The organism is Desulfosporosinus shakirovi (genome assembly GCF_020595055.1).
GTDB lineage: Bacteria > Bacillota > Desulfitobacteriia > Desulfitobacteriales > Desulfitobacteriaceae > Desulfosporosinus > Desulfosporosinus shakirovi.
In genome coordinates this window covers 76,878-101,011 of sequence record NZ_JAJDOO010000017.1, presented here as the reverse complement: position 1 = coordinate 101,011, position 24,134 = coordinate 76,878, and the positions used below count along the sequence as shown (strand labels likewise).

Annotated in this window: 18 protein-coding genes, 1 pseudogene and 1 other annotated feature; of the genes and pseudogenes, 2 read left to right on the top strand and 17 right to left on the bottom strand. The window is 39.9% G+C overall.

Features of this window, described 5'->3' with window-relative positions:
• Window positions 1-45: 45 nt before the first annotated feature.
• Both LJE72_RS15430 and LJE72_RS15425 read right to left on the bottom strand, forming a co-directional pair.
• Entirely contained in the window at window positions 46-573 is a 528-nt protein-coding gene (locus LJE72_RS15430) for a chromate transporter (RefSeq protein WP_229248635.1), read from the bottom strand.
• Between the two features lie 197 nt (window positions 574-770).
• Complete coding sequence (locus LJE72_RS15425; RefSeq protein WP_229248633.1) at window positions 771-1,445, bottom strand: GntR family transcriptional regulator; 675 nt, start codon at window positions 1,443-1,445, stop codon at window positions 771-773.
• 221 nt (window positions 1,446-1,666) lie between these two features.
• Between LJE72_RS15425 and LJE72_RS15420 the strand changes: the two genes are divergently transcribed.
• The gene (locus LJE72_RS15420; protein WP_229248631.1) at window positions 1,667-2,218 is read left to right on the top strand and encodes a manganese catalase family protein; all 552 of its coding nucleotides are present in this window, start codon (window positions 1,667-1,669) and stop codon (window positions 2,216-2,218) included.
• A gap of 181 nt (window positions 2,219-2,399) precedes the next feature.
• Here the strand turns inward: LJE72_RS15420 and LJE72_RS15415 are convergent.
• The 8 genes and pseudogenes from LJE72_RS15415 to LJE72_RS15380 all read right to left on the bottom strand — a co-directional run.
• Window positions 2,400-2,660, bottom strand: a pseudogene (locus LJE72_RS15415) (IS110 family transposase); the annotation flags it as partial.
• 429 nt (window positions 2,661-3,089) lie between these two features.
• Entirely contained in the window at window positions 3,090-3,302 is a 213-nt protein-coding gene (locus LJE72_RS15410) for a hypothetical protein (protein ID WP_229248627.1), read from the bottom strand.
• 151 nt (window positions 3,303-3,453) lie between these two features.
• The gene (locus LJE72_RS15405; RefSeq protein ID WP_229248625.1) at window positions 3,454-3,768 is read right to left on the bottom strand and encodes a DNA-directed RNA polymerase subunit alpha C-terminal domain-containing protein; all 315 of its coding nucleotides are present in this window, start codon (window positions 3,766-3,768) and stop codon (window positions 3,454-3,456) included.
• A 457-nt stretch (window positions 3,769-4,225) separates the two neighbouring features.
• Complete coding sequence (locus tag LJE72_RS15400) at window positions 4,226-5,362, bottom strand: bifunctional 3-deoxy-7-phosphoheptulonate synthase/chorismate mutase (RefSeq protein ID WP_229248623.1); 1,137 nt, start codon at window positions 5,360-5,362, stop codon at window positions 4,226-4,228.
• A 196-nt stretch (window positions 5,363-5,558) separates the two neighbouring features.
• Window positions 5,559-5,814, bottom strand: a binding site (T-box leader).
• A 377-nt stretch (window positions 5,815-6,191) separates the two neighbouring features.
• Window positions 6,192-7,448: a DUF1015 domain-containing protein gene (locus tag LJE72_RS15395; RefSeq protein WP_229248621.1), complete on the bottom strand. Its 1,257-nt coding sequence runs from the start codon at window positions 7,446-7,448 to the stop codon at window positions 6,192-6,194.
• 109 nt (window positions 7,449-7,557) lie between these two features.
• A complete protein-coding gene (locus LJE72_RS15390; protein WP_229248619.1) occupies window positions 7,558-8,721 on the bottom strand; it encodes a phosphoglycerate dehydrogenase in 1,164 nt (387 codons plus the stop codon).
• Between the two features lie 119 nt (window positions 8,722-8,840).
• The gene (gene serC / locus LJE72_RS15385) at window positions 8,841-9,926 is read right to left on the bottom strand and encodes a 3-phosphoserine/phosphohydroxythreonine transaminase (RefSeq protein ID WP_229248617.1); all 1,086 of its coding nucleotides are present in this window, start codon (window positions 9,924-9,926) and stop codon (window positions 8,841-8,843) included.
• A 641-nt stretch (window positions 9,927-10,567) separates the two neighbouring features.
• Window positions 10,568-11,125 (bottom strand): UbiX family flavin prenyltransferase, encoded by a 558-nt coding sequence (locus LJE72_RS15380; protein ID WP_229248615.1) that lies wholly within the window; start codon window positions 11,123-11,125, stop codon window positions 10,568-10,570.
• Window positions 11,126-11,593: 468 nt separating this feature from the next.
• Here LJE72_RS15380 and LJE72_RS15375 point away from each other — a divergent pair, with 468 nt between their 5' ends.
• Window positions 11,594-14,185, top strand: coding sequence for a PEP/pyruvate-binding domain-containing protein (locus LJE72_RS15375; protein ID WP_229248613.1), 2,592 nt, complete (start codon window positions 11,594-11,596; stop codon window positions 14,183-14,185).
• A gap of 96 nt (window positions 14,186-14,281) precedes the next feature.
• Here the strand turns inward: LJE72_RS15375 and LJE72_RS15370 are convergent, their stop codons facing one another.
• The 7 genes from LJE72_RS15370 to LJE72_RS15340 form a co-directional block, all read right to left on the bottom strand.
• Complete coding sequence (locus LJE72_RS15370) at window positions 14,282-14,854, bottom strand: ANTAR domain-containing response regulator (RefSeq protein ID WP_229248612.1); 573 nt, start codon at window positions 14,852-14,854, stop codon at window positions 14,282-14,284.
• 32 nt (window positions 14,855-14,886) lie between these two features.
• Window positions 14,887-16,215, bottom strand: coding sequence for a type I glutamate--ammonia ligase (glnA, locus tag LJE72_RS15365; protein ID WP_229248611.1), 1,329 nt, complete (start codon window positions 16,213-16,215; stop codon window positions 14,887-14,889).
• Between the two features lie 635 nt (window positions 16,216-16,850).
• The gene (mutY, locus tag LJE72_RS15360; protein ID WP_229248610.1) at window positions 16,851-18,077 is read right to left on the bottom strand and encodes an A/G-specific adenine glycosylase; all 1,227 of its coding nucleotides are present in this window, start codon (window positions 18,075-18,077) and stop codon (window positions 16,851-16,853) included.
• A 48-nt stretch (window positions 18,078-18,125) separates the two neighbouring features.
• Window positions 18,126-18,551, bottom strand: coding sequence for an EamA family transporter (locus tag LJE72_RS15355; RefSeq protein WP_229248609.1), 426 nt, complete (start codon window positions 18,549-18,551; stop codon window positions 18,126-18,128).
• 127 nt (window positions 18,552-18,678) lie between these two features.
• Complete coding sequence (locus tag LJE72_RS15350) at window positions 18,679-21,063, bottom strand: ATP-dependent DNA helicase (protein ID WP_229248654.1); 2,385 nt, start codon at window positions 21,061-21,063, stop codon at window positions 18,679-18,681.
• 15 nt (window positions 21,064-21,078) lie between these two features.
• Window positions 21,079-22,011, bottom strand: a complete 933-nt coding sequence (locus LJE72_RS15345; protein ID WP_229248608.1) for a magnesium transporter CorA family protein — start codon at window positions 22,009-22,011, stop codon at window positions 21,079-21,081.
• A gap of 620 nt (window positions 22,012-22,631) precedes the next feature.
• Window positions 22,632-24,116, bottom strand: a complete 1,485-nt coding sequence (locus tag LJE72_RS15340; RefSeq protein ID WP_229248607.1) for a glutamate synthase subunit beta — start codon at window positions 24,114-24,116, stop codon at window positions 22,632-22,634.
• Window positions 24,117-24,134 lie beyond the last annotated feature (18 nt).

Sequence of the window (24,134 nt, the reverse complement as noted above, 5' to 3'; positions counted from 1 at the left end):
TTACTCTGAAATATCTCCACCTGAAATTCAGTCAAATCTAAGGGTTTAGCGAAATACCAACAATCCAAAGCCCATAGATACTAAAATAATTAACGCAGGATGCAATTTCAACCAAAATACAGAAACCACCGTAGCCAAAGCAATCCCCCATGTTATTAGGTTTGGAAATGAGCCACTACCCATGTCAAGGGCAGTTTGCGCTATTAAGACTACGACAACAGGCCGTACTCCTTTCAGCATTCCCTTCAAGACTGGAGAATTGGAGTACTTCATTAACACCCTTGCCAATAAGATGACCGCGAGTGCGGTAGGTAAGATAACCCCAATGTTCGCCACCAAGGCTCCTAACCATCCGGCTTCTTGATAACCAACATAACCTGCTAATTTTGTAGCGATTGGGCCTGGCAAAGCATTTCCAACGGCAAGCGCATCAGTGAATTCAGAGTTGGTCATCCAGTGATACCGCTCCACAACTTCAATCTTAATGAGAGGAATGACTGCCGGTCCGCCTCCAAAGCCTAGGTTACTAGCCCTGCCAAAAGCAATTAACAGATCCCATAGTTGTGATAACATAGTGCTCTCCTTTCACTTAGATTTCCCAAATCCCTTTGAGAATGCCTACCAGCCTGGTAAGCTTGAATTTCTTAAGTAAGTATATAACCTTAAGTTCAGTAATTCAATACGTTTGGTATACCAAATTACTAGTTTCTGTATACCAAATAGGAATTCGTCTTCTTGTAAAGGGAAAAAAGGCTATCACCTTAACCTTCTTAATCACAATAAGCCATTTCTAAAAAAGCTTTGCTCGAATTTTCGGCGTGTTTTTTCGCTACGGTTTCAGCTTCAGATCTGTCATGTTTGCTTAGAGCCTCAATAATCGCCTTGTGTTCTACCCATACTTCTGCAGGGCGACCAGGTTTAGAATAGGCAACTCGAGTGAATTTTGTTATGTACTCGTGCAAAGTATTAAGAAAACTGTGGATTCGTGGACTTTCAGCTGCACTATAAATTATACCGTGAAATTTATCGTTCAACTGATTAGACTTTTTTAAATTGCCCTTTTCGTGTTCATCTGAAATCTGTTTGGCCAGCGATTCCAAACGTTTCAATTCGCGAGGTTTAATCTTAGCAGCTGCAATACTGCAAATAAGTGCTTCCAATGATGTTCTAATGACAAGAATCTCTACAATATCGGCCTTAGTAAATCCGGAAACCACTACCCCTTTACGCGGAACATGGGTTACCAGTCTTTCCAAGACAAGTTTGTGAATTGCTTCTCGAACCGGAGTTCTGCTAATCCCCAATTCTTCTGCAATACTGCGTTCAACAAGTCTCTGTCCCGGTTCTAACTTTTTATCTAAAATAGCATTTCTTAAAATAGCAAACACCGAATCTCGGATATGGCCCTTGTCATCAAGCTTAATTGGTGAAAAATGATACGCCACTTTCCTTCTCCCCTTTAGAATCTTCATTATGTCCACTTTCAAAGCAATTATAATTCCTTATACTGCATAAAGGCAAGGGATGTTGGTATACCATATTCCAAAAACCAAACCAATTTCCTCAGAAACAAAAAGACGTATAATCTTCTCGAAGCGACACCTAACCGAATGATTTCCTAATCATATAATAGATGAAGGAATCTATTATATGAAGGAGGGTTAGCATGTTTAGTTATAGCAAATCTCTGTTCTATCCGGTTCAAGTGGAGACTCGAGACCCAGTGTTTGCCCAAATACTGCTTGAGCACTATGGGGGAAAGGATAGCGAATATTCCGCGGCAACCCAGTACCTAAATCATCGCTCAAATATGAATAATCGTTATCTTCGTGATCTATTGGGAATGATTGCGTCCGAAGAAATGGGGCACATGGAAATGATTGCAGTCGCAATTAACAAGTTAGGAGGGCCACCCTTAAGTTTTGTTGATTCACAAGGAATCCCTTGGAATATATGTTATGTGGATCAAACCTTAGACCCCATTGGAATGCTTCAGGCTGATGTTGAAGCTGAAGTTCGTGCACGCATCCTATATAATCATCATTTCACAATGACAAACGACCCCTGGCTTAAAAAGATGATTCATTTCTTAGGTTGCAGAGAAGATGTGCATAAACTCCTTTTCAAAAAAGCTCAGATATTGATCCGAAAAGGAGCTCAACCGGAACAATTCAATGAACTAATTATTGATTATAAAATGAGTTTGAAGGGAATGTAAATTATTTTTTTACGAAAATAACTCTAATCGATCTTAGAAAAAATATGTTGGTTAACATATACTTTAACATATACCTAAAAATCTCGATTTAAGTAGGCAATAGGATGCCCGGGATAGGGTAAAGGTTATGAAGATCAGGAAACTAAAACAACCTGGTATCCGCGTGCTTTTAGGGAATTAATCAATCTTTGTTCTTTCTGCTTTTCTTTTGCTGGGCGTTTGCCAAAATGAGCCTAAAATCGGCAACTTCAAGAATGTTCCAAACAGGTTTCCAATAAACGCCTGTACTTTCCATAGGAACATGAGAACATTTATGTCCTTCTATCCAATCCATAAGTTTGAGTAGCTCTGTTGTCACTGTTAGGAAGGTATTTACTTCTTTCTTTGGCTTTTGATCCAATGGCCTAAATAAAATACATGCAACGATTGTTTCCTGATGTACATCTAAACCTGCACAACACTCTAAAACAGCATCCTAGAAAATGTTCACCTCCTAAATAAGACGGGGGGACCCAACAACTAAATGATAATGATTTTTTTTGCACGTGCTCATGGGCACATTACTCTGTCCTCGTAGTTGTTGGAACCAGTTTGTGTAACGGGGTATGGTGTCCACCACAGAATAAACGGTTAACAGAAACCCGTCTTATATAGAAGCATCTCATACTGGGAGCCATTGGGAAATGGTAAAATATTTTCATTCTACTCTGTGAACCGAAGGCTCATGAGTGTTTGTGTAAATGGAAATTCTACGTAAAAGAAAAATTGGTCATAAATTAAAGCAAACTGTATCTGCCATGATACAGTTTGCTGATTTCTCGACCATATTTTTTACCCAACTTTCGTTGTAACCTTTACTAGCCGTTGATTATTATCGGATAATTTCCAGATCATAGGGATCATATGCAAATTCCCCAGGCAGAATATCTAAGTGTACTATAATAAAGACTCCCATCTCATCGCATTCAATTCCTACAACTGTTCCAATACAGTGACTGCATGTCTCAACACGGTCTCCAACTTGAAACCTGTATTGGTGAAGAAGGGAAGAATCCGATTGGAATTCATGATATTTCTCAATCATAATATCATACCTCCCATTTTGTATCACGATGCCTTTACTATTGTGTTTAGCCTGCACAGAAAAATTCGTTCTCGAATAATGGATAAATATCCTCTTACCGTTAGGCAGTGGTTTTATTCAAGTGATATAACTGATTCACCGTCTGATTAAATTAATAGTTCCCCTTTTTCTGCATTTTGGCCTCATAGCGTTGCAATTGCAGACGCAACTCGTATAAAGCTCCTTGTCCAAAGCGTTTTAACTGCAATAACTGACTGTCACTTTTTTCAAGCAGTTCTTCGATAGTATCTATCCCAGCAATTTTTAGAAGGTTATAGGTCCTTGAGCTTAACCCTAAAACAGATATATCGGGAGACTCAAGTAATTTAGCACAGAGAATTTCGCATTTTTTAGCATCTTCCTTCAGTCTATACGTCCTCTGACAAAGAGAACAAACGTATATAGTAATTTGTGTTTCTAGAATCATTTTGCATCCTTCCCTCTTTAAACTTTCTATGACCTTTCCTACTTTAATTAAATGAAGGAAAAGGAGTCTATTAAACATTAATCAACTTAACATAATTTAAAGTTCAATCCCCTACAATGACTGTTTAAACAGGTTGCTTTGAATCCATTCACTCCCCTCATTTATACTTCGCCTAACTCAAGTAAAGTCTAACATTGTACTATAACAATGTCTATAGATCATACGTATTGCCATAATCAATAATATTTATTTCAACCCTTGAATTGCAAATTTCTAGGTGAACTTGAAAAGTAAGTAAGAAGGCCTTTAGAAAAGTCTAATTTTCTAAAGGCCTTCTTACTTACTTTATGATTACACAAAAACTTTCTCTATTTATCAGCTTTGAAGCAAGTTTTGCCGCCTCAATAATTTCTGATAATAACAATATTTTATCCTTTTCTGAACACAAAAATATCATTTATCTAGAAACAAGTGAACAGTCTATTTCTTTTTCTCTTACTAATTTCCGTTTGATTTGGGATTGAACCGCCACTTCAAAGATTATTGGGTAGATTTTCTTTACTAATTCTGGGGGGAGCTTTAATTCATCACCCAGGCTAGTGAGCCTTTGAATAACTTCCTTTTCTCGAGTATTATCCTTCACCCTATCCAAACGTTTCTTATCCGCAACTTTGCTTACTATCTGCATTCGAGCTGCTAACCCTTCGATGATCGTTTGATCAATGTCGTCAATTTCATTACGCAGAGATTCAAGGGTCTCCTCCTTATTTTTCTGCCTGCAAGCGAAGACTCTATTCACGGCTTCAGCCACAACACCCAATTCCCCTGCCAGCTGAACAAATTGTTCAGGATGCAATGATTGAGGTCCATCACTGACCGCCTCTGCCGGATTCGGGTGCATTTCGATCAACAAACCATCCGCACCAGATGCAATTGCTGCCTTAGACAGGGACGAAATTAAATCTCTTCTGCCTGCAGCATGGCTTGGATCGACTATAACCGGCAGATGAGAAAGCTCTTTAGCGACCCCGACGGCACTGAGATCTAATGTGTTGCGTGTACTGGGTTCATACGTGCGAATTCCCCTTTCGCAAAGGATAACATGAGGATTGCCTGAGGATAAAATATATTCTGCAGCTAAAAGCCATTCTTCTATCGTAGCTGACAAACCCCTTTTAAGGATAATCGGTTTATTGATTTTACCAGCCATTTTCAGAAGCTCAAAGTTTTGCATATTCCGAGCGCCGATTTGGATAATGTCAATCTGCTCTGCTACTAACTTAAGACTTGCAACATCAATTGCTTCAGTAACGCAAAGCAAATCTTGTTCTCGAGCGGCTTGCACTAAATAATTAAGTCCCTCTCGACCCAAGCCTTGAAAACTATAGGGAGAAGTACGCGGTTTAAAAACCCCGCCTCGCAGGATTTTTCCTCCCGCCTTTTTTACTGTTTCAGCTGATTGTCTCATCTGAATACTAGACTCAACTGCACAGGGTCCGCCTATAAGGATGATTTCTTTGCCTCCTATCGTTACCCCATTAACCTCAATAGCACTGCGTTCAGCCTTTAGCCCTGCTAATTTCAAATCTTTCATAATAAATAGCCTCCTTCAAATTTTAATTAAAAAAGTCCACGGCACATCCCATCTACAGGGACGAAAGCCGTGGACTTCCGCGTTACCACCCATTTTGACCAAAATCGGTCCTCTCAACTAAAGGTACAGGTATATCAAAAACTCGTATTTGTCGAATTCCGTAAGGTCCACTTAAAATAAAAAACTTCTCATCCCTTGCAGGGACGAGAAGTTATATCTCGCGTTACCACCCAACTTAAGCCAGAAAGGCCACTCGACAAAGGTACGGGAATTAATAATCCGATACCCCCTTCCTGTTAACGGTGAAGAACCGTCCTAGCCTACTTGATTTCGTTCAGCCGGCAGCTCGGGAGGGAACTTCATCTATCACTACTCATAGAAGAGCTTACAGTCGAGACTCTTCCTCCCTGAAAGGTAATAAACAGACTACTTTTCTCCGTCTTAGCCTTTAAAGATTTAATTAAACATTATTATAACACTGCTGTCAAATTTGTCAACTATATTATAGAGTATGTGTTTTATCATATCTCCCATATCTCACCTATCTCACAAAAGAATAAAAAAGCAAACAATTACCTGGATTATGAGACAGCCTCTTTCAAGAAGAGTTTTAAACATAAAAACAGAGTCCGATAACCCGAACTCTGTTGGATGACTTATTCACGTTCTACTTAGGATTTGGACCAAGCCAATAAGGCTGTAGCGATTGTAATCAATGCCAAGTCGGTAATATAACTTGTCAATCAGTTTGAATTTGCCATGAAGTTCATCTCAAAACATAGCATAACCTGTTTTATTTAGTTTTATACATGAGTTCCTAAAGTTTTTTCTATAGTCTTTGAATGCCCAAGCCTAACTCATGAATAAACAGTCCGCTTCTTAGTTTCGGTTCAAACCAAGTCGACTTTGGCGGCATCAATTGACCGGCATCAGATACAGCAAATAATTCATTGATTGAAGTCGGAAACATCGAGAATGCAAGCTTCATATCACTGTCAACTCGTTTTTCAAGTTCTTTAAGTCCCCTTATTCCACCAACAAAATCTATTCTTTTATCAGTTCTTATGTCTTTGATATCGAGCACAGAAGTCAGTAAATGATTTTGAAGCAATGCCACATCCAGTCCATTTACGAGGTCCGTTGAACGGATCTCGTTTTTTGCCGTTAACTTATACCAAACTCCCTCTAAATACATTCCAAATGTAGCTTTTTCTATCGGTTTATAGGGTTCACGTCCTATCTCTTCAATCAGAAAAGCTTTAGATATTTTAGTCAAAAACTCTTCTTTGCCATAACCATTTAAATCTTTCACTACACGATTGTAGTCTAAAATCATTAATTGGTCGTGTGGAAAAAGTACAGAGAGGAAGAAATTAAACTCCTCTTCTCCTGTATATCCCGGATGTTCCGCTCTCCTCTTTAGTCCGACCTTTACAGCAGAAGCTGTTCTGTGATGTCCATCTGCAATATAAATGCTATTGATCTTCTTGAATTCATTATATATTGCTTCAACATCACTTGGATTATCTATCTTCCACACATGATGCCTGACTCCATCTGGAGCAACAAAACCGTACAATGGTGTATTATTTTTCACCTTATTTACCAGTTCATTGATAATCTTCTGAGACCGATAGGCTAAAAATATGGGTCCTGTTTGAGCATCACAAACATCAACATGGTTTATTCTGTCAACCTCTTTGTCCTCTCTCGTTTTCTCATGCTTTTTTATTACATTATCCAAGTAGTCATCAATGGCTGCACATCCCACAATACCGGTCTGGGAACGGCCATCTATCGTTAGTTCATAGGCATAATAGCAGTTTTGACCTTCCTTAATGAATATACCTTCCTCCATCATGTCCCGAAGAGTATCTCTCGCTTTCTCGTAGACCATAACATCATAAGGATTAAAGTCCATATCAAACTGAGTTTCTGCTCTATCAATTTTTAAAAAAGATAAAGGCTCTTTTAATACTTCTTCTAAAGCTTCTCGCCGATTATAAACATCATAAGGAAGTGCTGCTACTTTGCTTGCAACATCTGCCCTGGGTCTTAGCGAATCAAAGGGTCTTATAGTAGCCATTGCTCTTCCTCCACTGCTATAAAGTTCTTTCCAACAGCAAGTTTCCTGTCCATCGTTCCTGTATATTCAAGGGGACAAATATATCTTGGTCCCCTTGACCCATTCTAGCCTACTTAATGATTCTAACTTTTAATACCCCGTCAATTTCTCTGATTTTTTTTGCTAATTCAGGGGTCGAAGGGGATTCAATATCGAGCACAGTATAAGCATACTTTCCTTTGCTTTTATTAATCATGTCGGGAATATTAATATTTTCTTTAGCAAACGTTGATGTGAATTGGCTGAGCATGTTCGGAATATTTCTATGATTAATGGCAATACGTCCGGCTTGATTACATACGCCCATGTCGCAAGTGGGATAATTAACAGAGTTTTTGATATTCCCATTTTCAAGATAGTCCATTAATTGCTTTACTGCCATAATTGCACAATTATCTTCTGATTCACTGGTTGAAGCGCCTAAATGAGGAACGGTAATGACCCCTTCAACTCCGCATACCTTGGGATTAGGAAAATCCGTCACATATCTGCCGACTTTTCCAGACTTTAAAGCTTCAACAATATCCTCATCAATGACTAAAGAATCCCTTGAAAAATTTAATATTTTAACCCCGTCCCTCATCATCTCAAAAGTTTCTTTGTTAAACATTCCTTTGGTTGAATCCGTTAAAGGTACATGAACCGTAATAAAATCACATTCTCTATAGATTTCTTCTAAAGACTTGGCCTGCTTGATAAATTTCGAAAGCTTCCAGGCCGCATCGACAGAAATAAACGGGTCAAATCCATAGACCTCCATATCCAGCTTATTCAAGGCATTAGCAACTAAAACCCCAATCGCTCCAAGTCCTATAACCCCTAGTTTTTTACCTTTTATTTCGGTCCCTGCAAACTTTGATTTATTTTTCTCAACGAGTTTAGCAACCTCTGGATCTTCTTTACAGGAATTGACCCAGTTAACTCCTCCAAAAATGTCACGTGAAGCGATAATCAGTGTGGCAATGACAATTTCTTTAACTCCATTGGCATTAGCACCCGGAGTATTGAAGACTACAACTCCATTTTCTGCACATTTTTCCAGGGGAATATTGTTGACACCGGCACCAGCTCTTGCAATAGCGTCTAACGAATGGGGTAACTCTAACTCATGGACACTTGTACTCCTTACCAGTACTGCATTGGCATCATTAAATTGATCAACCATTTCATAATGCTTAGTAAATAGGTTTAAGCCCACATTAGCAACAGGATTCAAACAATTAATTTTAAACATAATTAGACCACCTCTAATATTTATTTACCCGATGTCCCGAAATCTTTTGGCATTTTAAAACGTGATATTGTCCAGTGGAGTTCCCCCATGCGTCAGGCGTCAGGCGTCATCAGATGTAATCATATTTTGTTCTCAGCTTCAAATTTCTTCATGAATTCGACCAACAACTCAACGCCTATAGTTGGCATCGCATTGTATATACTTGCTCTCATACCGCCAACAGTTCTATGTCCCTTTAAACTTTCAAATCCAGATGCTTTAGCTTCCTTAATAAAGTTAGCATCCATTTCATCAGAGCCTGTGACAAAAGGTACATTCATTAAAGAGCGATCCTTCTTAACAACCGTACCTCGAAAAAGCTTACTGGAATCAAGGTAATCATATAGAATTGAAGCCTTTTCCAAATTAATTTTCTTCATCGCCTCAAGTCCGCCAAGATTCTGAACCCACTTAAATACCTTACCGCAAATATAGATTCCATAGGCCGGAGGGGTATTATAAAGGGATTTGTTATCTGCATGCACCTTATACCGCAGCATTGTGGGGGTTCCTGGCAAAACATCCTCCGTGATTAAATCTTCGCGAATGATGAGGACCACTACTCCTGCAGGTCCAATATTTTTCTGAACACCAGCAAAAATAAGACCATAGTTTGTTACATCAACCGGTTCAGATAATATATCAGAGGACATGTCAGCGACTATGATTTTATCTCCTGTTTCAGGTAATTGACTATATTTCGTTCCATAGATCGTATTGTTATGACAGATATACACATAATCCGCATCGTCAGATATCTTTAAGTCTTTTAAATCCGGTATATATGAAAACATCTTATCTTCAGATGAGGCAATAACATTGATCTTCCCAAATAGTTTTCCTTCAGCGATCGCTTTTTTTGCCCATTGTCCCGTATTAATGTGATCAGCCACTCTATTTTTCATTAAATTCATGGGAATCATGGCAAACTGTTGGGATGCTCCTCCTTGAAGAAATAAAACCTTGTAATTATCCGGAATGTTCATTAAATCCCTTAATGTTTTTTCCGCATCAGTAATAATTTCTTCGAAAGCTTTTGAACGATGACTCATCTCCATTACCGACATTCCTGTGCCATTATAATCTAACATCTCCCCTGCTGCCTCTTTAAGCACTTCTTCCGGTAATACAGCCGGACCTGCAGCAAAGTTATAAACTCTTGACATTCAAATTCCTCCCTTTTTTCTATGTATTTAAATCCATCACAAAGAATCTGGTAACTCCTAATTCCCTGGAATCAGGACTAGGTCCATTAATAGTAATTACTTATAGAATATTCCTCCTTTTAAAAATTATAAATAAAATGGTTTATATTGGTTATTGAGGAAAAAACAAAACCCACCCCAACATTGGGGCGGGAATTCCGCGGTGCCACCCAAGTTTTAACCGATTATAGATACATGAAAACAAACGCTTAAAAATATAAAAACCCCTTGTCCCAAATAGGGACGAGAGGTTATTCCCGCGTTGCCACCCATGTTGCCGAATCGGCCAACTTATGTCCGCTTTATCGGGCGGAACCCGTCACAATTCTTCATTGGCCACTCCGGGATGGAATCCTTCAACTCAGCAGACTGACTTACACCAACCGTCAGTTCTCTAAACTCTATGAGTCGGGGAGTTCCCTTCATCGTGTTAAGTGTGTTTTTGATTATTTAGATTCTAATCGATTCCTCCTATCTTGTCAAGTCCTTCTTTTTTATTTTTCTTTTTTATTTGCTATTTTTGCTCTTCCTCTTTTCGTGTCCTGTCATATTTCATAAGAGCTTTTTAAAAAATTATCCATGGCTTTCTTAATCTCTTCTAGTTACCCCTGCCATCGCTTAGCTCTATCAAAGTCAATTCCAAGTTGGTCCAGTATCTTCATGACATGATGATTGATCATGTCTTCGATACTCTGCGGATGATTATAAAAAGCTGGCATAGGCGGAACCATTCTAACTCCAATCCTTGATAACTTCAGCATATTTTCAATATGGATAGCGCTTAGAGGAGTCTCTCTAGGACTCAGTATTAGCTTTCTTCCTTCCTTGATCATGACACCTGCTGTTCGAGAAATCAGATTATCATCATATCCATTGGCAATCGAACTTAATGTTTTCATACTGCAAGGCACAATAACCATTCCATCTGTAATGAAGGAACCACTCGAGATTTTTGCCCCTAAGTTCTTATTATCGTAGACAACTGTGGCTAAACTTTCTACCTCTTCCAAGGAATACTTGGTTTCTATTTTTAAATTTTCTTTGGCCCAGTCACTCATAATAAGATGAGTATTCACCTTATCTCTGTCTTTCAAGGCCCTTAATAAATTAATTGCGTAAATTATTCCCGTTGCCCCTGAAACCCCAACTATTATTTCCATCCCGTCACCTCCAAGAATGATTCTTTAATTTCATCTTACCAATTTTCATGAGAATGACTTATTCCTGATCCGATTGTAATAACAAAATTGCTGTAGTTCCATAAAGGCTACGTATAGTTTGTCAATCTTAATAAGTGCTATACTTCTCTATACCTGTAATAATCCCCTGCATTAAGCTGAGATGAAGTTCTCGAAGTGTTTCTGATTGTCTTAAATTTCCCATTATTGTGATGCATATTTATTTTTTGTTTTACTAGCATTTAACTCTTGCATTAAAGTTCATTCTTGAGATACTATTATAAATACAGCAACAATATAGCAACGACTATGGTTCTCGCCTTAGGGCGATCATAAGTAAAGCAATGGCGCTTTGAAATCACTCGAACAAACGAGTATTTCTAATGCGCCATTTTTTATTTGCACCTGTTAAAATGTCCCAGCTCATTAATTACAAGGGAGGTATTTGACATGGAAAGACCTCAAACTGTAACTACTGGCTTTACTTCTTTGGATAACGTCATTCAACATCTGAGAATGGGGGATAATGTTGTTTTTCAAGTTAGAAACCTTGAAATATATAAGAGGTTCGTCACTGCATTTATCCAAGCGAATATTTCATCAAAAAAGATAATCTATGTTCGCTTTACACAACATGATCCGCTCATAACCAATGACAGTATTGAGGTTTTCCCAGTCAATGCCGATAACGGATTTGAAGAGTTTTGTTCCCAAATCCATGAGAAGATTACTCTTGAAGGACGAGATGTATTTTATATTTTCGACTGCTTATCTGAGCTTCTAGATCGTTGGGCTACTGATTCAATGATTGGGAATTTCTTTAAGGTTACTTGTCCCTATCTTTATGAGCTAAATACTATTGCATATTTTGCAACTTTTAAAAATCATAACTCTTTCCATACCACAGCCGTCATTCGTGATACCACTCAGGTCTTATTTGATATTTTTCAAGTTGACGCTAAAACCTATGTGTATCCTCTGAAAGTCTGGAATCGTTACACGCCGACATTATTCCTGCCACATCTTGTTCATGGAGACCGATTTATACCTGTAACCAGCAGTGGGGATGTTGCTGCGCTCTATTCACAACTCGGCGAAAATGATGAAAACCCTGAAAGAGATCTTGATTATTGGGACCGTCTATTTATAAGGGCCGGAGAACTCTGCTCCTCCCCATTAACTAAAAATCAAACAACAGAGCACATTAATCAATTATCTAAAATATTCTTGACCCGCGATAAGAGGTTTCTCGAATTGATTTCGGTGCATTTTTCCCTTCAAGATATATTGTCCATAAAATCACGTTTAATTGGTTCTGGATCTATCGGTGGTAAAGCCGTCGGGATGCTTCTGGCAAGAAAAATTCTAATTCAAGCATCTGAAACATGGAGCAGCAAACTAGAACCCCATGATTCATTTTATATTGGCTCAGATGTTTACTACTCTTATCTGGTTGATAACGATTTATGGAAACTTAAAATGGAACAACGACGAGCCCCCCAAGAAGGTCTGGGAACAGCCTTAAACCTCAGAGAGAAAATCCTCCAAGGACAGTTTAATGAGGCAATAAAGCACAAATTTCTAAGGATGCTGGAATATTTCGGTCAATCCCCAATTATTGTGCGCTCCAGCAGTCTTTTGGAAGATAGTTTTGGAAATGCCTTTCCGGGGAAATACGAAAGTATCTTTTGTATCAATCAAGGCACTCTGGATGAACGCTATCAACGCTTCACTGAGGCTGTTCGGGAAGTCTTTGCCAGTACACTAAGTGAAGAGGCCTTAGCTTATAGGGATAAGCACAATCTTAGCAATTCAGATGAGCAAATGGCCCTCCTCGTCCAAAGGGTGTCCGGATCAAATAAGCAGGACTACTTTTTCCCGGATATCGCAGGGGTAGGATTTTCTTACAACACGTACGTTTGGGACTCTCAGATAAATCCAAACGCTGGTATGATACGACTTGTGGCCGGGCTGGGAACTAGGGCTGTGAATCGCCTTGAAGGAGATTATGCCAGAATTGCCGCTTTAGATCGGCCCCAATGTTTCCCTTATGACGGACTGCGGAGTTTTAAGGCCTATTCACAGCAGAAAATTGATGTACTAAACATCCGTCGTAATCGGCAAGAATGTCTTTCAATTCAAGAACTGATGGATCAACCGATCGACTTGCATCAAACAATGATCGCCGAACGAGATCATGAAACTGAACAAAAAATCCAACAACTCGGGCTGAAACGCAAAGAATCCTGGGTTTTTAGTTTTAATCCCTTTTTTTTAAACACCGATTTCCCATTATCCTTTTCTAAACTTCTCAAAACCCTCGAATCCGCCTATCGTCATCCGGTGGATATTGAGTTCACAGTGAACTTCAATAGCAATGGCAACTATCAGATTAATCTCTTACAATGCAGACCCTTACAGGTTCAGGAGGGGTTTAAAAAACGTATAGAATTCCCTAAAGCACTTCCTTTAAACCAAGTTCTTTTCAAAAGCAAAGGTTGCTTTATGGGTGGCAACATATATACAAATATCCATAAAGTAATCATTGTCGATCCACATGCTTATAACCTGCTAAGCCAATCTGACAAATACGAGGTTGCCAGAATCGTTGGCAGGCTTAATCAGCAAATCAATAAAGAGATAACGACTGTTCTGCTCCTAGGTCCCGGAAGGTGGGGATCGCGTATCCCTTCATTGGGAGTTCCCGTTGCTTTTGCAGAATTCAATCATGTTTCTATTTTAGGCGAGATCGGCTACCATAACACTGGATTCCTCCCAGACGTATCGTTTGGAACTCATTTTTTTCAAGATATGATTGAAAGTGAGATTTTTTATCTAGCCCTCTTTCCGGAAAAAAACGAAACAATTTATCAGTTAAATCTGCTAAAAACCTTCGCTGAAACTACAGTGGATATGATTCCAGAAAAATCAAATTTGAGAAATGTGATAAAGGTCTATAATATTGCCCCCGGGAAACCCGGATTACAATTAATTTCTGATATTTCAACACAAGAGATTCAATGTTTTTTCACTGACACTTAATAATCAGCAGAGTACGGGGTCCCACTTACAAGAAGTGGGAGTCTTACACTTGGATAAAGAGGGATACCTGGCTCAAAAAAACCAGGTATCCCTCTTTTATTCGTACTTCTTTATAATCTCTTCCGCTACCAGAACCTGAGGAAGACGCAAGTCCATGGCTTTTTTCTGGATAAGGCGAAAGGCTTGCGGCTCGCTCAAATTTAGTTTTTCCACAAGCATCCACTTCGCCTGTTCAACAATTTTTCGCTCATCCATCCGCTTCTTTAAACTATCCCGCTCAGTTATTAACTCGGCCATCGAATTTCGTACTGACAGGGCGAATCGAACAGTTTGCAACAATGTTAAGCGATTAATGGGCTTAGGCAGAATCAGTGCATTAATTTTCTCAAGACTGCATTGCATATCCAGCAGATGCTCCGGCCTTGCAATTACTACTATTCCTGCAGATGTTTTCTCGTGAACATCAAAGACCAAATCTGTACCATGTTCATCGGGCAGCGGAGTACTTATAATTACTATATCTAATACGGTGTTAAAGAAATTCCTACGCGCTTCATTGGCTGAATGAGCGCAGCTAACCGGATAAAAACCTTCTTTTATGAGCATCGTTTGCATGCTGCTCGCCATTTCAGCTTTTCCACAAACGATTAAAACACTCCCTGCGCTCACTACAATCACCCCTTTGAGCAGGGATACGATAGTTAATAAGATTTTAGATACTTATCAATCTCCCATGCATGAATGGAGTCATCATAGGATTTCCATTCCAAAGCCTTTGCAACTAAGTATTTATTAAACGTATGCACACCAAGTGTAGATTGAATTAAAGGGTCTTTCTTCATCTCTTCAAGAGCGAACAAGAGATTTGAGGGTAACCGCTCAAGCTTAAGTTCTTTCTCCTGTTCAGGCGTCAAATTGTAAATATTAACGTTAACTGGATCAACCAGCGGCATACGATTGTTTAAACCGTCAAGCCCTGCCTCCAGTACTAACGCTAAGGTTAAATAAGGATTGCAGGTAGGATCAGGACTTCTGAGTTCGAGTCTTGTCCCCTCCCCCCTTGGCGCAGGAACCCTTAGTAAAGGACTTCTGTTCATATGAGACCAGGCGATATGCACCGGAGCTTCAAAGCCCGCTTTTAACCGTTTATAGGAGTTCACAAGAGGATTGGCGATAGCTGTAATTCCTTTGATATGACTCAACAGCCCTGCAGCAAAATACTTTGCCGTTTCAGATATATCGGTGGTGCCTGGGCCCCCGCTAAAGAGGTTGGAACCATTTTGGGTCAATGACATATTGATGTGCATACCCGAACCATTGACGCCGGGAAGCGGTTTAGGCATAAAAGTAGCATGCAGACCATTTCGTTGAGCAATGATCTTGACTACCATTTTAAAAGTCATAATATTATCTGCCGCAGTTAGAGCATCCGTGTATCTGAAATCAATTTCATGTTGCCCCGCCGCTGTCTCATGATGCGATGCTTCGATTTCAAACCCCATTTCCTCTAAGACCATGCAAATCTCCCGACGAGTGTTTTCCCCCTGGTCAATGGGTGCCAGATCACAATAACTAGCCGAGTCATGGGTAATCGTGGTTGGCTGACCTTCATCATTGTTGTAAAACATAAAGAACTCACATTCCGGACCAATTTGGAAGGTATAACCTAAGTCTTGCACTTTCTTTAAGGTTCGTTTGAGAATATAGCGGGGATCTCCTTCAAACTGAGAACCGTCATGATTTTTAATATCACATATGATTCTTGCAACCTTGCCCTGTTGCGGCCTCCAAGGAATGACTGAGAAGGTACCCGGATCTGGGAAAAGAAACATATCAGACGATTCAATACCGGAGAATCCCGCCACGGCTGAGCCGTCAAACATGACTCCGTTTTCGAAAGCTGAGGCAAGCTGTTTATCTGTGATCGCAATGTTCTTCATGTTACCGGCAATATCCGTAAACTGCAGACGAATAAATCGAACATCATTTTCCTTTACAAATTTTAGACAGTCTTCTTTTGAAAAATGCAATTGAGGTGCTCTCCTTTCTCAAAGTGAAAAATATGAACTAAATCGCCATTATTGACTTATTATATCCCATATAAATCTTGTTTGCAGTCATCGTTCATAATCCCTTACCAACCACAATAAAGATTGCCGGCAGGTCTTTTATTATATGGAAATTAACTTAGAAAATGGTCCATCTAAAATTTGCTCATAATCCCGCCAAAATATCCTGCATAATCTTTACATAGCGATTAAGCTATTACTGTGAGAAGGGACCTTAACCAGAAAGTATATAACGTAAAGTCATACTTTCAGACTAGTATAAAAAAGACGCTCCTAAGAACTGCACTCAAATTAAGTACAAAATTTCTTGTGAGCGCCTTTGCTCTATTCATTAACTAGGTTATACACTTAAAGTAACATAGAGACTACCTCACATTCAACTGTTTTAGTCCATGTATACAATATATATTTTTTACTTGGTAATTTGACAAATTAATCTTATAAAAACGAAATTAGTGTTTATTCCATCATCTTTTTATATTAGATTTCTTGCAATCTCATATTGATTTACACCAAGGATCGAGACATTAGTCGGCAATCTGGAGGATCATCATCGTCCAAAGTTTCAGGTGTACCGTTTAAAGATAATCCTAACTTCAATCGTCAAACAACTTTTCAACGATGGCAGTAAAAGCCACCGGAAGAGGGAGTAATCCCAGCTCATTGGTGGAAACCCACCGTTGCTTATCAAGCTCGTTTACTTCCTTAGGTTCTGCCCAATACTTCTCATCTATTTCTCTCAGGGAGGAGGCGTTCGTCGGTTCTGCCCGTAAGGTTGGAGACAGATCAATAATTGACCAGATTATTTTCCAACGCCGATGGCTAAAGGTATACCAAACTGGACCATTAAACTTTATCCCTTTATCGAATTGGTCTTTCACTTGAGCATCAAATGCTCTATCAGGCACCGCTTGTTTGAAAAATTCAAAGCAATCATCCATATTAATCACAGGCAAACTGTCTTTCAAGCTATGAATATCCCCTAGACTCAATTCCACACCAGGAAACTCCCATAGATCAGCCAATAACCCCTTGGAAGGGCGTTTTTGAATATATAAACAGTTGCCTTTACGCAGAACAAAAGTCAAGCGAGTAACCTCTTGGCGCTGAGCCTTAAGCTTTTTTACAGGGTAGCGCAGGAAGTCGCCTTGCAAATACCCCTTGCAAACTTCGGCTAAAGGGCATCCTTTACAGTCCGGCTTCGTGGGGGAACAAACCATCGCGCCTAGTTCCATCAAAGCCTGATTGAAATCCCCAGGCTTTTGAGCTGATTGCCATGCCATAAGATGATCTTTAAAGTGGCGATAACTTCGAACTGTCTCTACCGGCTCCGACCAAGCTAAGAGACGTGATACTACCCGCTTTACATTTCCATCTATAGCCGCTACTCTTTGCCCAAAGGCAATACTGGCTATAGCTCCTGCAGTATAGTCGCCGATCCCCGGAATTTTCAGAAGTTCATCATAATCTCTCGGCATTTTCCCACCCAGTTTTTGAATCAGATAGTTAGCCCCTTCCCACATACGACGGGCTCTTGAATAGTAGCCAAGTCCGCTCCACATCGTTAATACATCCTCAAGGCTTGCCGTTCCAAGTCTTTCAACGCTGGGAAAGCGTTTTAAAAATCGTTCATAATATGGAATAACCGTCTTCACCTGAGTTTGTTGGAGCATGACTTCAGACACCCAAATTGCATATGGGTCTCCGGTCTTCCGCCATGGCAAGTCCCTTTGCTCCTCTATGTACCAAGTTAATAATCGTGCAGATAAACTCAAACCCTGATCCTCCGCTATACCATTTGAGATATCATCTAATAAATCCATCTTATGTCGTCTCCTATAGTTGCTTAAAATTGTTCAATTTAATAACTATTACTTGTTGATTAATACCAACCCTACCATGCAAAATACCACCCCAATAATTTGGTTAACTGCAAAACCCTCTTTGTAAAACAGTATTCCTATGGGAATAAGCATAATAGCAAGAATAATATTTGCTACCAAAGACCCGACGCTTAAATTCCACCCAGCCCTGTACGCAAGCAAATAACCTAGTTCAAGTCCTATTATCGCTACACCCAAGGCAAAGCTAGTCCAATTTAGCTCATGAAAGGATTGAAAAAAACCCTTATCCGTTTTATAAAAAGGAAAGGCTATTAGAGTTAAAACAGCTGCAGTCAAATAGGTAACCAACAAAGCCGAAAAGGGGTTGGCACTGTGAGGGGTAGACTTTTGACACACATTATAAATAATATTTGATGTGACTATAAGCACAATAGGAAAAAAATACATTATCATTATCAAAAACCTCATTTATTGTATATTTGTACTCGTCTATTAAACCACAAAAACAAGCGTTAAACCTAGTAACATTTCGCTTGTTTTAGCGACATTCAAATTCCTCCAAGAAACCTATTGAACAAATTCAATCTGAGATCCAGAAGTTTTTAATAACAGGCAGCATACTGTCTAGTGACCCAGGATTGCACACCTTTTTCCATTCATCAGGAAACAATTTTCTATAGGATGCTTTTGAGAAGCGTTCATCTATTAGTAAGACAATCCCTCTGTCTTTTTCTGTGCGAATTACCCTGCCCACTGCCTGTAAGACTTTGTTCATCCCAGGGTAAAGATACGCAAATTCGAAGCCTTGATGGCTTGCTGTTTCATAGTATGTGCGAAGAATTTCTCGCTCCATGCAAACCTGTGGCAAGCCAACTCCTACTACTATCGCTCCTGAGAGCCTGTCCCCAATCAGGTCGATACCTTCACCGAAGATCCCGCCCATTAAAACAAAACCCACTAGGGTTTGCTCGGGGTTATGTGAAAATCTTATTAAAAAAGCCTCTCGTTCCTCTTCAGTCAAACCGGAACTTTGGCAGATTACGTCCACTTGAGGGTTTTGTGCCTTATATCTTAGATAAACTTCATTCATATAATGATACGAAGGAAAATAGGCTAAATAGTTCCCTTTTTTGTATAGAACCGCCGCCGAGATCGCTTCTGCAACTTGCTCGTAAGTCGAGGCCCGTTGCTTATACTTAGTAGATATACGATCATTTATCAGCAGACAAAGATTCTCTGGGGGAAAAGGAGACGTTAGTTTAAGTTTGTAAGACGTTTGGTCTCCGCCTAAAACGTTCATAAAGTATTCCATCGGACTCAGTGTCGCCGAAAAAAGCACAGCGGAGCGACCTCTTTCCAGTGCTTCCTTTAGGCGCATAGAAGGATCAAGGCAGAACAACTTAATTTTAAAATCATCCCTTGTTAAATACTTATAAGTAACATATCGCTCATTATAACTCTCTGCTGTTCTGGTAAAACTTAACGCCTGAAAATAGTGTTCAACCAGTTGTTCCCGCCAAGAAAACAGTTGCTCGTTCGTTTTCAGGAAATATTCAGCCGCTTTAACAAAGTTCCTTAATGCTTGAATCAGTTTGGTTGGGGATTCCTTTTCAACATTCTCCCCATTTTCACCAGCTTCTGTGCAACCTTTTTTTTCTTTAACTAAAGCAGAATTAACTTTTGTCAAACTTTTAGTCAGCCTCAAGTCGTCTTCTTTTGTTAATCTCTTTAAACAAAGCCAAGATTCCTTCCCCAGCTCCGCTGAAAACATATCCCTTGCTCTGTCTACTAAATTATGTGCTTCATCCACCAAAAAGGTGTACTCTCCTCCTTCTAGAAAAAAGCGCCTTAAATAGACGCGTGGATCAAACACATAATTATAATCGCAAATCACCACATCTGCCCAATTTGCCATTTCTAAGGAGAACTCAAAAGGACAAATAACGTGCTTGCGAGCATATAGCTCGATTATTTGTCGTGTCCAAGCTTGCTCCTTAAATAAGTCCTCCACAGCTACTCTCACCCGATCATAATATCCTCGTGCAAACGGACAGTCCTCGGGCAAGCATGACGCTTCGGGAAGAAAACACAGTTTGCTTTTAGCCGTTAACGTTAGACGTTTAATATTTAATCCTTGTGACTGTAAATCTGTCAGGGCTTTTTCGGCAACCGTGCGAGTAATAGTTTTCGCTGTAAGATAGAAAATCTGCACATTAAACCCTTCAGCCATAGCCTTTAGGGCAGGAAACAGTGTGCCAATAGTCTTTCCAATACCTGTAGGGGCTTGGGCAAACAACTTCTGACTTTGTTTAATCGTCTGATAAACGGCTACTGCTAATTCTCGCTGACCTGGTCTATAGGTTCCAAAGGGAAATTGCATTGTCCGAATGCTGTCGTCTCTCTTCATCGCCCATTCTTGCAATTGACATGCCCAAGTCAAATACTGATCGACCAGACTAAAGAAGAACTCTGTTAGTTCTGTCCGAGAAAAACTTCTCAAGAATTTCTTGGTTTGGACTGTATCAAGCTGTACATAAGTAAGTTGTGTCTCCATTGTTTCTAAGCCTTCTTGCATGACATACATAAATGCATAACATTGAGCTTGAGCCCAATGCAAATCACTGAATGATTCATCGATCAAATCTAAGTCCAAGGAAGTAGTTTTGATCTCATCAATACAAGCACCGGATTCCTTCATTATAATACCGTCGGCACGACCTTTAATTTCTAAGCAGAGGTTTTCGCTTATGCTCTTGGGCACCCGACCGTCTTGGGTTTCCTGATTAGGATAAAGGTAACTGAGCGTAACTTCAGGTACATAGTCTGTTCCACTAATTTTTTGGATATATTGATGGGCCTTGATTCCTTCCAATGCCCTTGAAGCACCTATGGATCCCGGTTGCAAGTTTCCGCGTCTGAGTACAAATTCAACCAAATTACGCACTGAAATTTTAATTATCACAATTGATTAGATCCTTCCTCAGAACATTTTTCTTTTCGCTAAAAAAATAATACCGCCAAAGCAGAGGACGACAGACATGCCAACGATAATCACAAAGCCATAGTCAGATGTCTGAAACGGAATTCTTACATTCATTCCGAAAAAGCTGGCCAGCATAGTAGGCAGGGCTAAAACAATCGTAATGGAGGCCAAAAACTTCATCACCATGTTTAAGTTATTCGAAATAATCGAAGCAAAAGCATCCATCATGCTGCTCGAAATGTTGCTATAGGTTTCCGCCATCTCTACTGCTTGTTTATTTTCTATAATGACATCTTCCAGCAAATCCTGATCCTCTTCATAGATTTTCAAACCTCTTGTCCTTAGCATTTTTTCCATAACTTTTTCATTGGACTTCAAGGAAGTCGTAAAATATAAAAGACTTTTTTGAAGATTGAGCAAACGAATTAATTCCTTATTCTTCATCGATTTGTGAAGAGTTAACTCAATTTCGTTAGTCTTCTTTTCAATCTCTCTTAGTAAGGTTAGATATAAGGTCGCACTTTTATAGAGGATTTGAAACAAAAACCGGGTCTTTTTATGAGTATTCATTCCGCGGATTTTCCCGGTCGTAAAGTCCTTAAGAACTTCAACATCCTGCAGACACACTGTCACAAAATGATCGTCTGTCAATATGATTCCAAGAGGAATTGTATCGTAAATGACCGTCGCATTTTGAATAATTGGCACATTAATAATAACTAAGATTTGGTTATTCTCCGACTCAATCCGGGGCCGCTCTTCATCGTCTAATGCATCCCTGATAAAATGATCATTCTCGATTTTTATCGCCTTAGTGACAAGAGCTATTTCGTCTTCCGTCGGATTTATCATATTTATCCAAGAGCCTTTTTCTTCTGGTTTGTCAGTTTTTACGATATTATTTCCGATAGTATTATAGACTGCTAACATTTTTTCCGCCTCCCACTTTGGATCTTCCAAACCAGTCTTTTCCCTTTTAAAAAGGACGAGAATCGCTCTTTTATTAATACCCTAATTTCTTTGATCAATCACACTTTATAGGTTACCATTAACTAAGTTTGTTTACAATTTTCTCAATAATTCTATTGCAAAGCAAGGAGGCAGATTTTTATCACTTTTGGGCCTTGGGTCCTGATCAAAGTATTTGATCAAGGAGTAGCTACTTTTGCCGTTCTTAGCTTTCTTATCGCCGGATCGGGAATTGTCTTTAAGCCTTTTATTGGTTATTTAATTGACAGTGTGGGGGAAAGATTTGTTCTGGCTGGAGAAGCTGTGTCTTTAATTTTTATCTGTCTGGGTTATGCCTTTACTCAAGGAATATTTGAAAATTTGGGTATGCACAAAATTGCTCTATACACTATTTTTGTGAATTATTTGTAATCCCCTTATATATTGGAGGACTGTCCACCACTTCAAAGGTGTACAGTCCTCTATTTTGGGATAACGCACCACCAGTTTAAAAAAATCTCAAGTTTCGTTACGGCCCCTCTAGGAATTGATAAAAGGACCCGCATCACCAACCAAACGGTGTTGCGGGCCTTAATATTAACTTACTTAATGACACTTTTACCCATCAGATATTTATCGACTTCCCTTGCGGCAAGCTTTCCCTCTTGGAGAGCCCAGACTATGAGACTCTGACCTCTTCTCATATCGCCTGCGGTGAATACCTTATCCACATTGGTTTGAAAAACCTCATATTCTGCTTTCACATTGCTGCGAGGGTCTCTATCAAGCTTAAGCTCATTCGCTATCATATCTTCCGGACCTAGAAATCCCATGGCCAGAAGCACAAGGTCAGCTTTCCAGACTTTGTCGCTCCCTTGAACTTCTTGAGGCACCATTCTTCCAGAAGCATCCCTGACCCAGGAGATTTCTACGGTGTGAACTTCCGTGACCTCACCGTTTTCATTTCCCACAATCTTTTTAGTGGATATAAGGTAGTTTCTAGGATCCTTTCCATACAGGCTTATAGCTTCTTCCTGACCGTAGTCCACATTTAGCATCTTCGGCCATTCAGGCCAAGGATTATGCTCTTCTATTCTCTTAGCGGGCGGTTCAGGCAAGATTTCAAACTGAAAGACGCTCTCACAGCCATGCCGTATAGAGGTGGCTACACAGTCCGTTCCAGTATCCCCTCCCCCGATGATGATGACATTTTTGCCTTTGGCGCTAATGAAATTGCCATCCTGAAGATTTGAATCCAGAAGGCTTTTGGTATTTGCCGTTAGAAAATCTACGGCAAAGTGAATACCCTTAAGTTCTTTTCCTTCTACATCAAGCCCTCGTGGCTTGGTTGCACCGCCGCACAGCACAACCGCATCATACTGGTCAACCAATTCCTGCGCAGGGATGTCTTTACCTACTTCTGCGTTAAGCACGAATTGGATTCTGGATTCCTTGAGCAGCGCAAATCGTCTTTCCACGATGCGTTTTTCAAGCTTCATGTTGGGAATCCCGTACATCATTAAACCGCCGACTCTGTCTCTTCTCTCAAAGACTGTTATCTCATGTCCCACAGCATTTAAATAGTAGGCAGCAGATAACCCTGAAGGACCTGAGCCCACAATAGCAATTTTCTTTCCTGTAGCCTTACTTTTCCTGGGCTTTACCCACCCTTCAGCAAATGCTTTCTCGATGATTTCATATTCAAGACTGTTTATAGTAACCGACTCCATGATATAGCCTTCAGTACAGGCACCTTCACACGGTGCAGGGCACACTCTGGACGTAAATTCCGGGAAAGGGCTGGTTCTGGACAGCCTTTTGTATGCTTCTTCCCACTGACCCCTATAAATAAGCTCATTCCACTCCGGAATAAGATTGTGCAGAGGGCAACCCGCTGCCATACCCTTTAACAACACACCCCCGTGACAGAAAGGGACTCCACAGTTCATACAACGCGCACCCTGAGTCTTAATTACTTCAGGATCCCGCGGCAGCCTTATCTCATTCCAGTCTTTAATTCTTTCTTCTGGAGATCGTTTCTTCGGTTTGATTCTTTTATACTCTAAAAACCCAGTCGCTTTTCCCATTTCAGTCCCACCTCATCC

Coding starts and splice junctions, on each gene's coding strand:
- LJE72_RS15395 (WP_229248621.1), bottom strand. CDS start 7,448: ATGGCTACTATAAGACCCTTTGATTCGCTAAGACCCAGGGCAGATGTT.
- LJE72_RS15340 (WP_229248607.1), bottom strand. CDS start 24,116: ATGGGAAAAGCGACTGGGTTTTTAGAGTATAAAAGAATCAAACCGAAG.
- mutY (WP_229248610.1), bottom strand. CDS start 18,077: ATGGATTTATTAGATGATATCTCAAATGGTATAGCGGAGGATCAGGGT.
- LJE72_RS15390 (WP_229248619.1), bottom strand. CDS start 8,721: ATGTTTAAAATTAATTGTTTGAATCCTGTTGCTAATGTGGGCTTAAAC.
- LJE72_RS15410 (WP_229248627.1), bottom strand. CDS start 3,302: ATGATTGAGAAATATCATGAATTCCAATCGGATTCTTCCCTTCTTCAC.
- LJE72_RS15380 (WP_229248615.1), bottom strand. CDS start 11,125: ATGGAAATAATAGTTGGGGTTTCAGGGGCAACGGGAATAATTTACGCA.
- LJE72_RS15400 (WP_229248623.1), bottom strand. CDS start 5,362: ATGAAAGATTTGAAATTAGCAGGGCTAAAGGCTGAACGCAGTGCTATT.
- LJE72_RS15345 (WP_229248608.1), bottom strand. CDS start 22,011: ATGTTAGCAGTCTATAATACTATCGGAAATAATATCGTAAAAACTGAC.
- serC (WP_229248617.1), bottom strand. CDS start 9,926: ATGTCAAGAGTTTATAACTTTGCTGCAGGTCCGGCTGTATTACCGGAA.
- LJE72_RS15420 (WP_229248631.1), top strand. CDS start 1,667: ATGTTTAGTTATAGCAAATCTCTGTTCTATCCGGTTCAAGTGGAGACT.
- LJE72_RS15375 (WP_229248613.1), top strand. CDS start 11,594: ATGGAAAGACCTCAAACTGTAACTACTGGCTTTACTTCTTTGGATAAC.
- LJE72_RS15430 (WP_229248635.1), bottom strand. CDS start 573: ATGTTATCACAACTATGGGATCTGTTAATTGCTTTTGGCAGGGCTAGT.
- LJE72_RS15355 (WP_229248609.1), bottom strand. CDS start 18,551: ATGATAATGTATTTTTTTCCTATTGTGCTTATAGTCACATCAAATATT.
- LJE72_RS15405 (WP_229248625.1), bottom strand. CDS start 3,768: ATGATTCTAGAAACACAAATTACTATATACGTTTGTTCTCTTTGTCAG.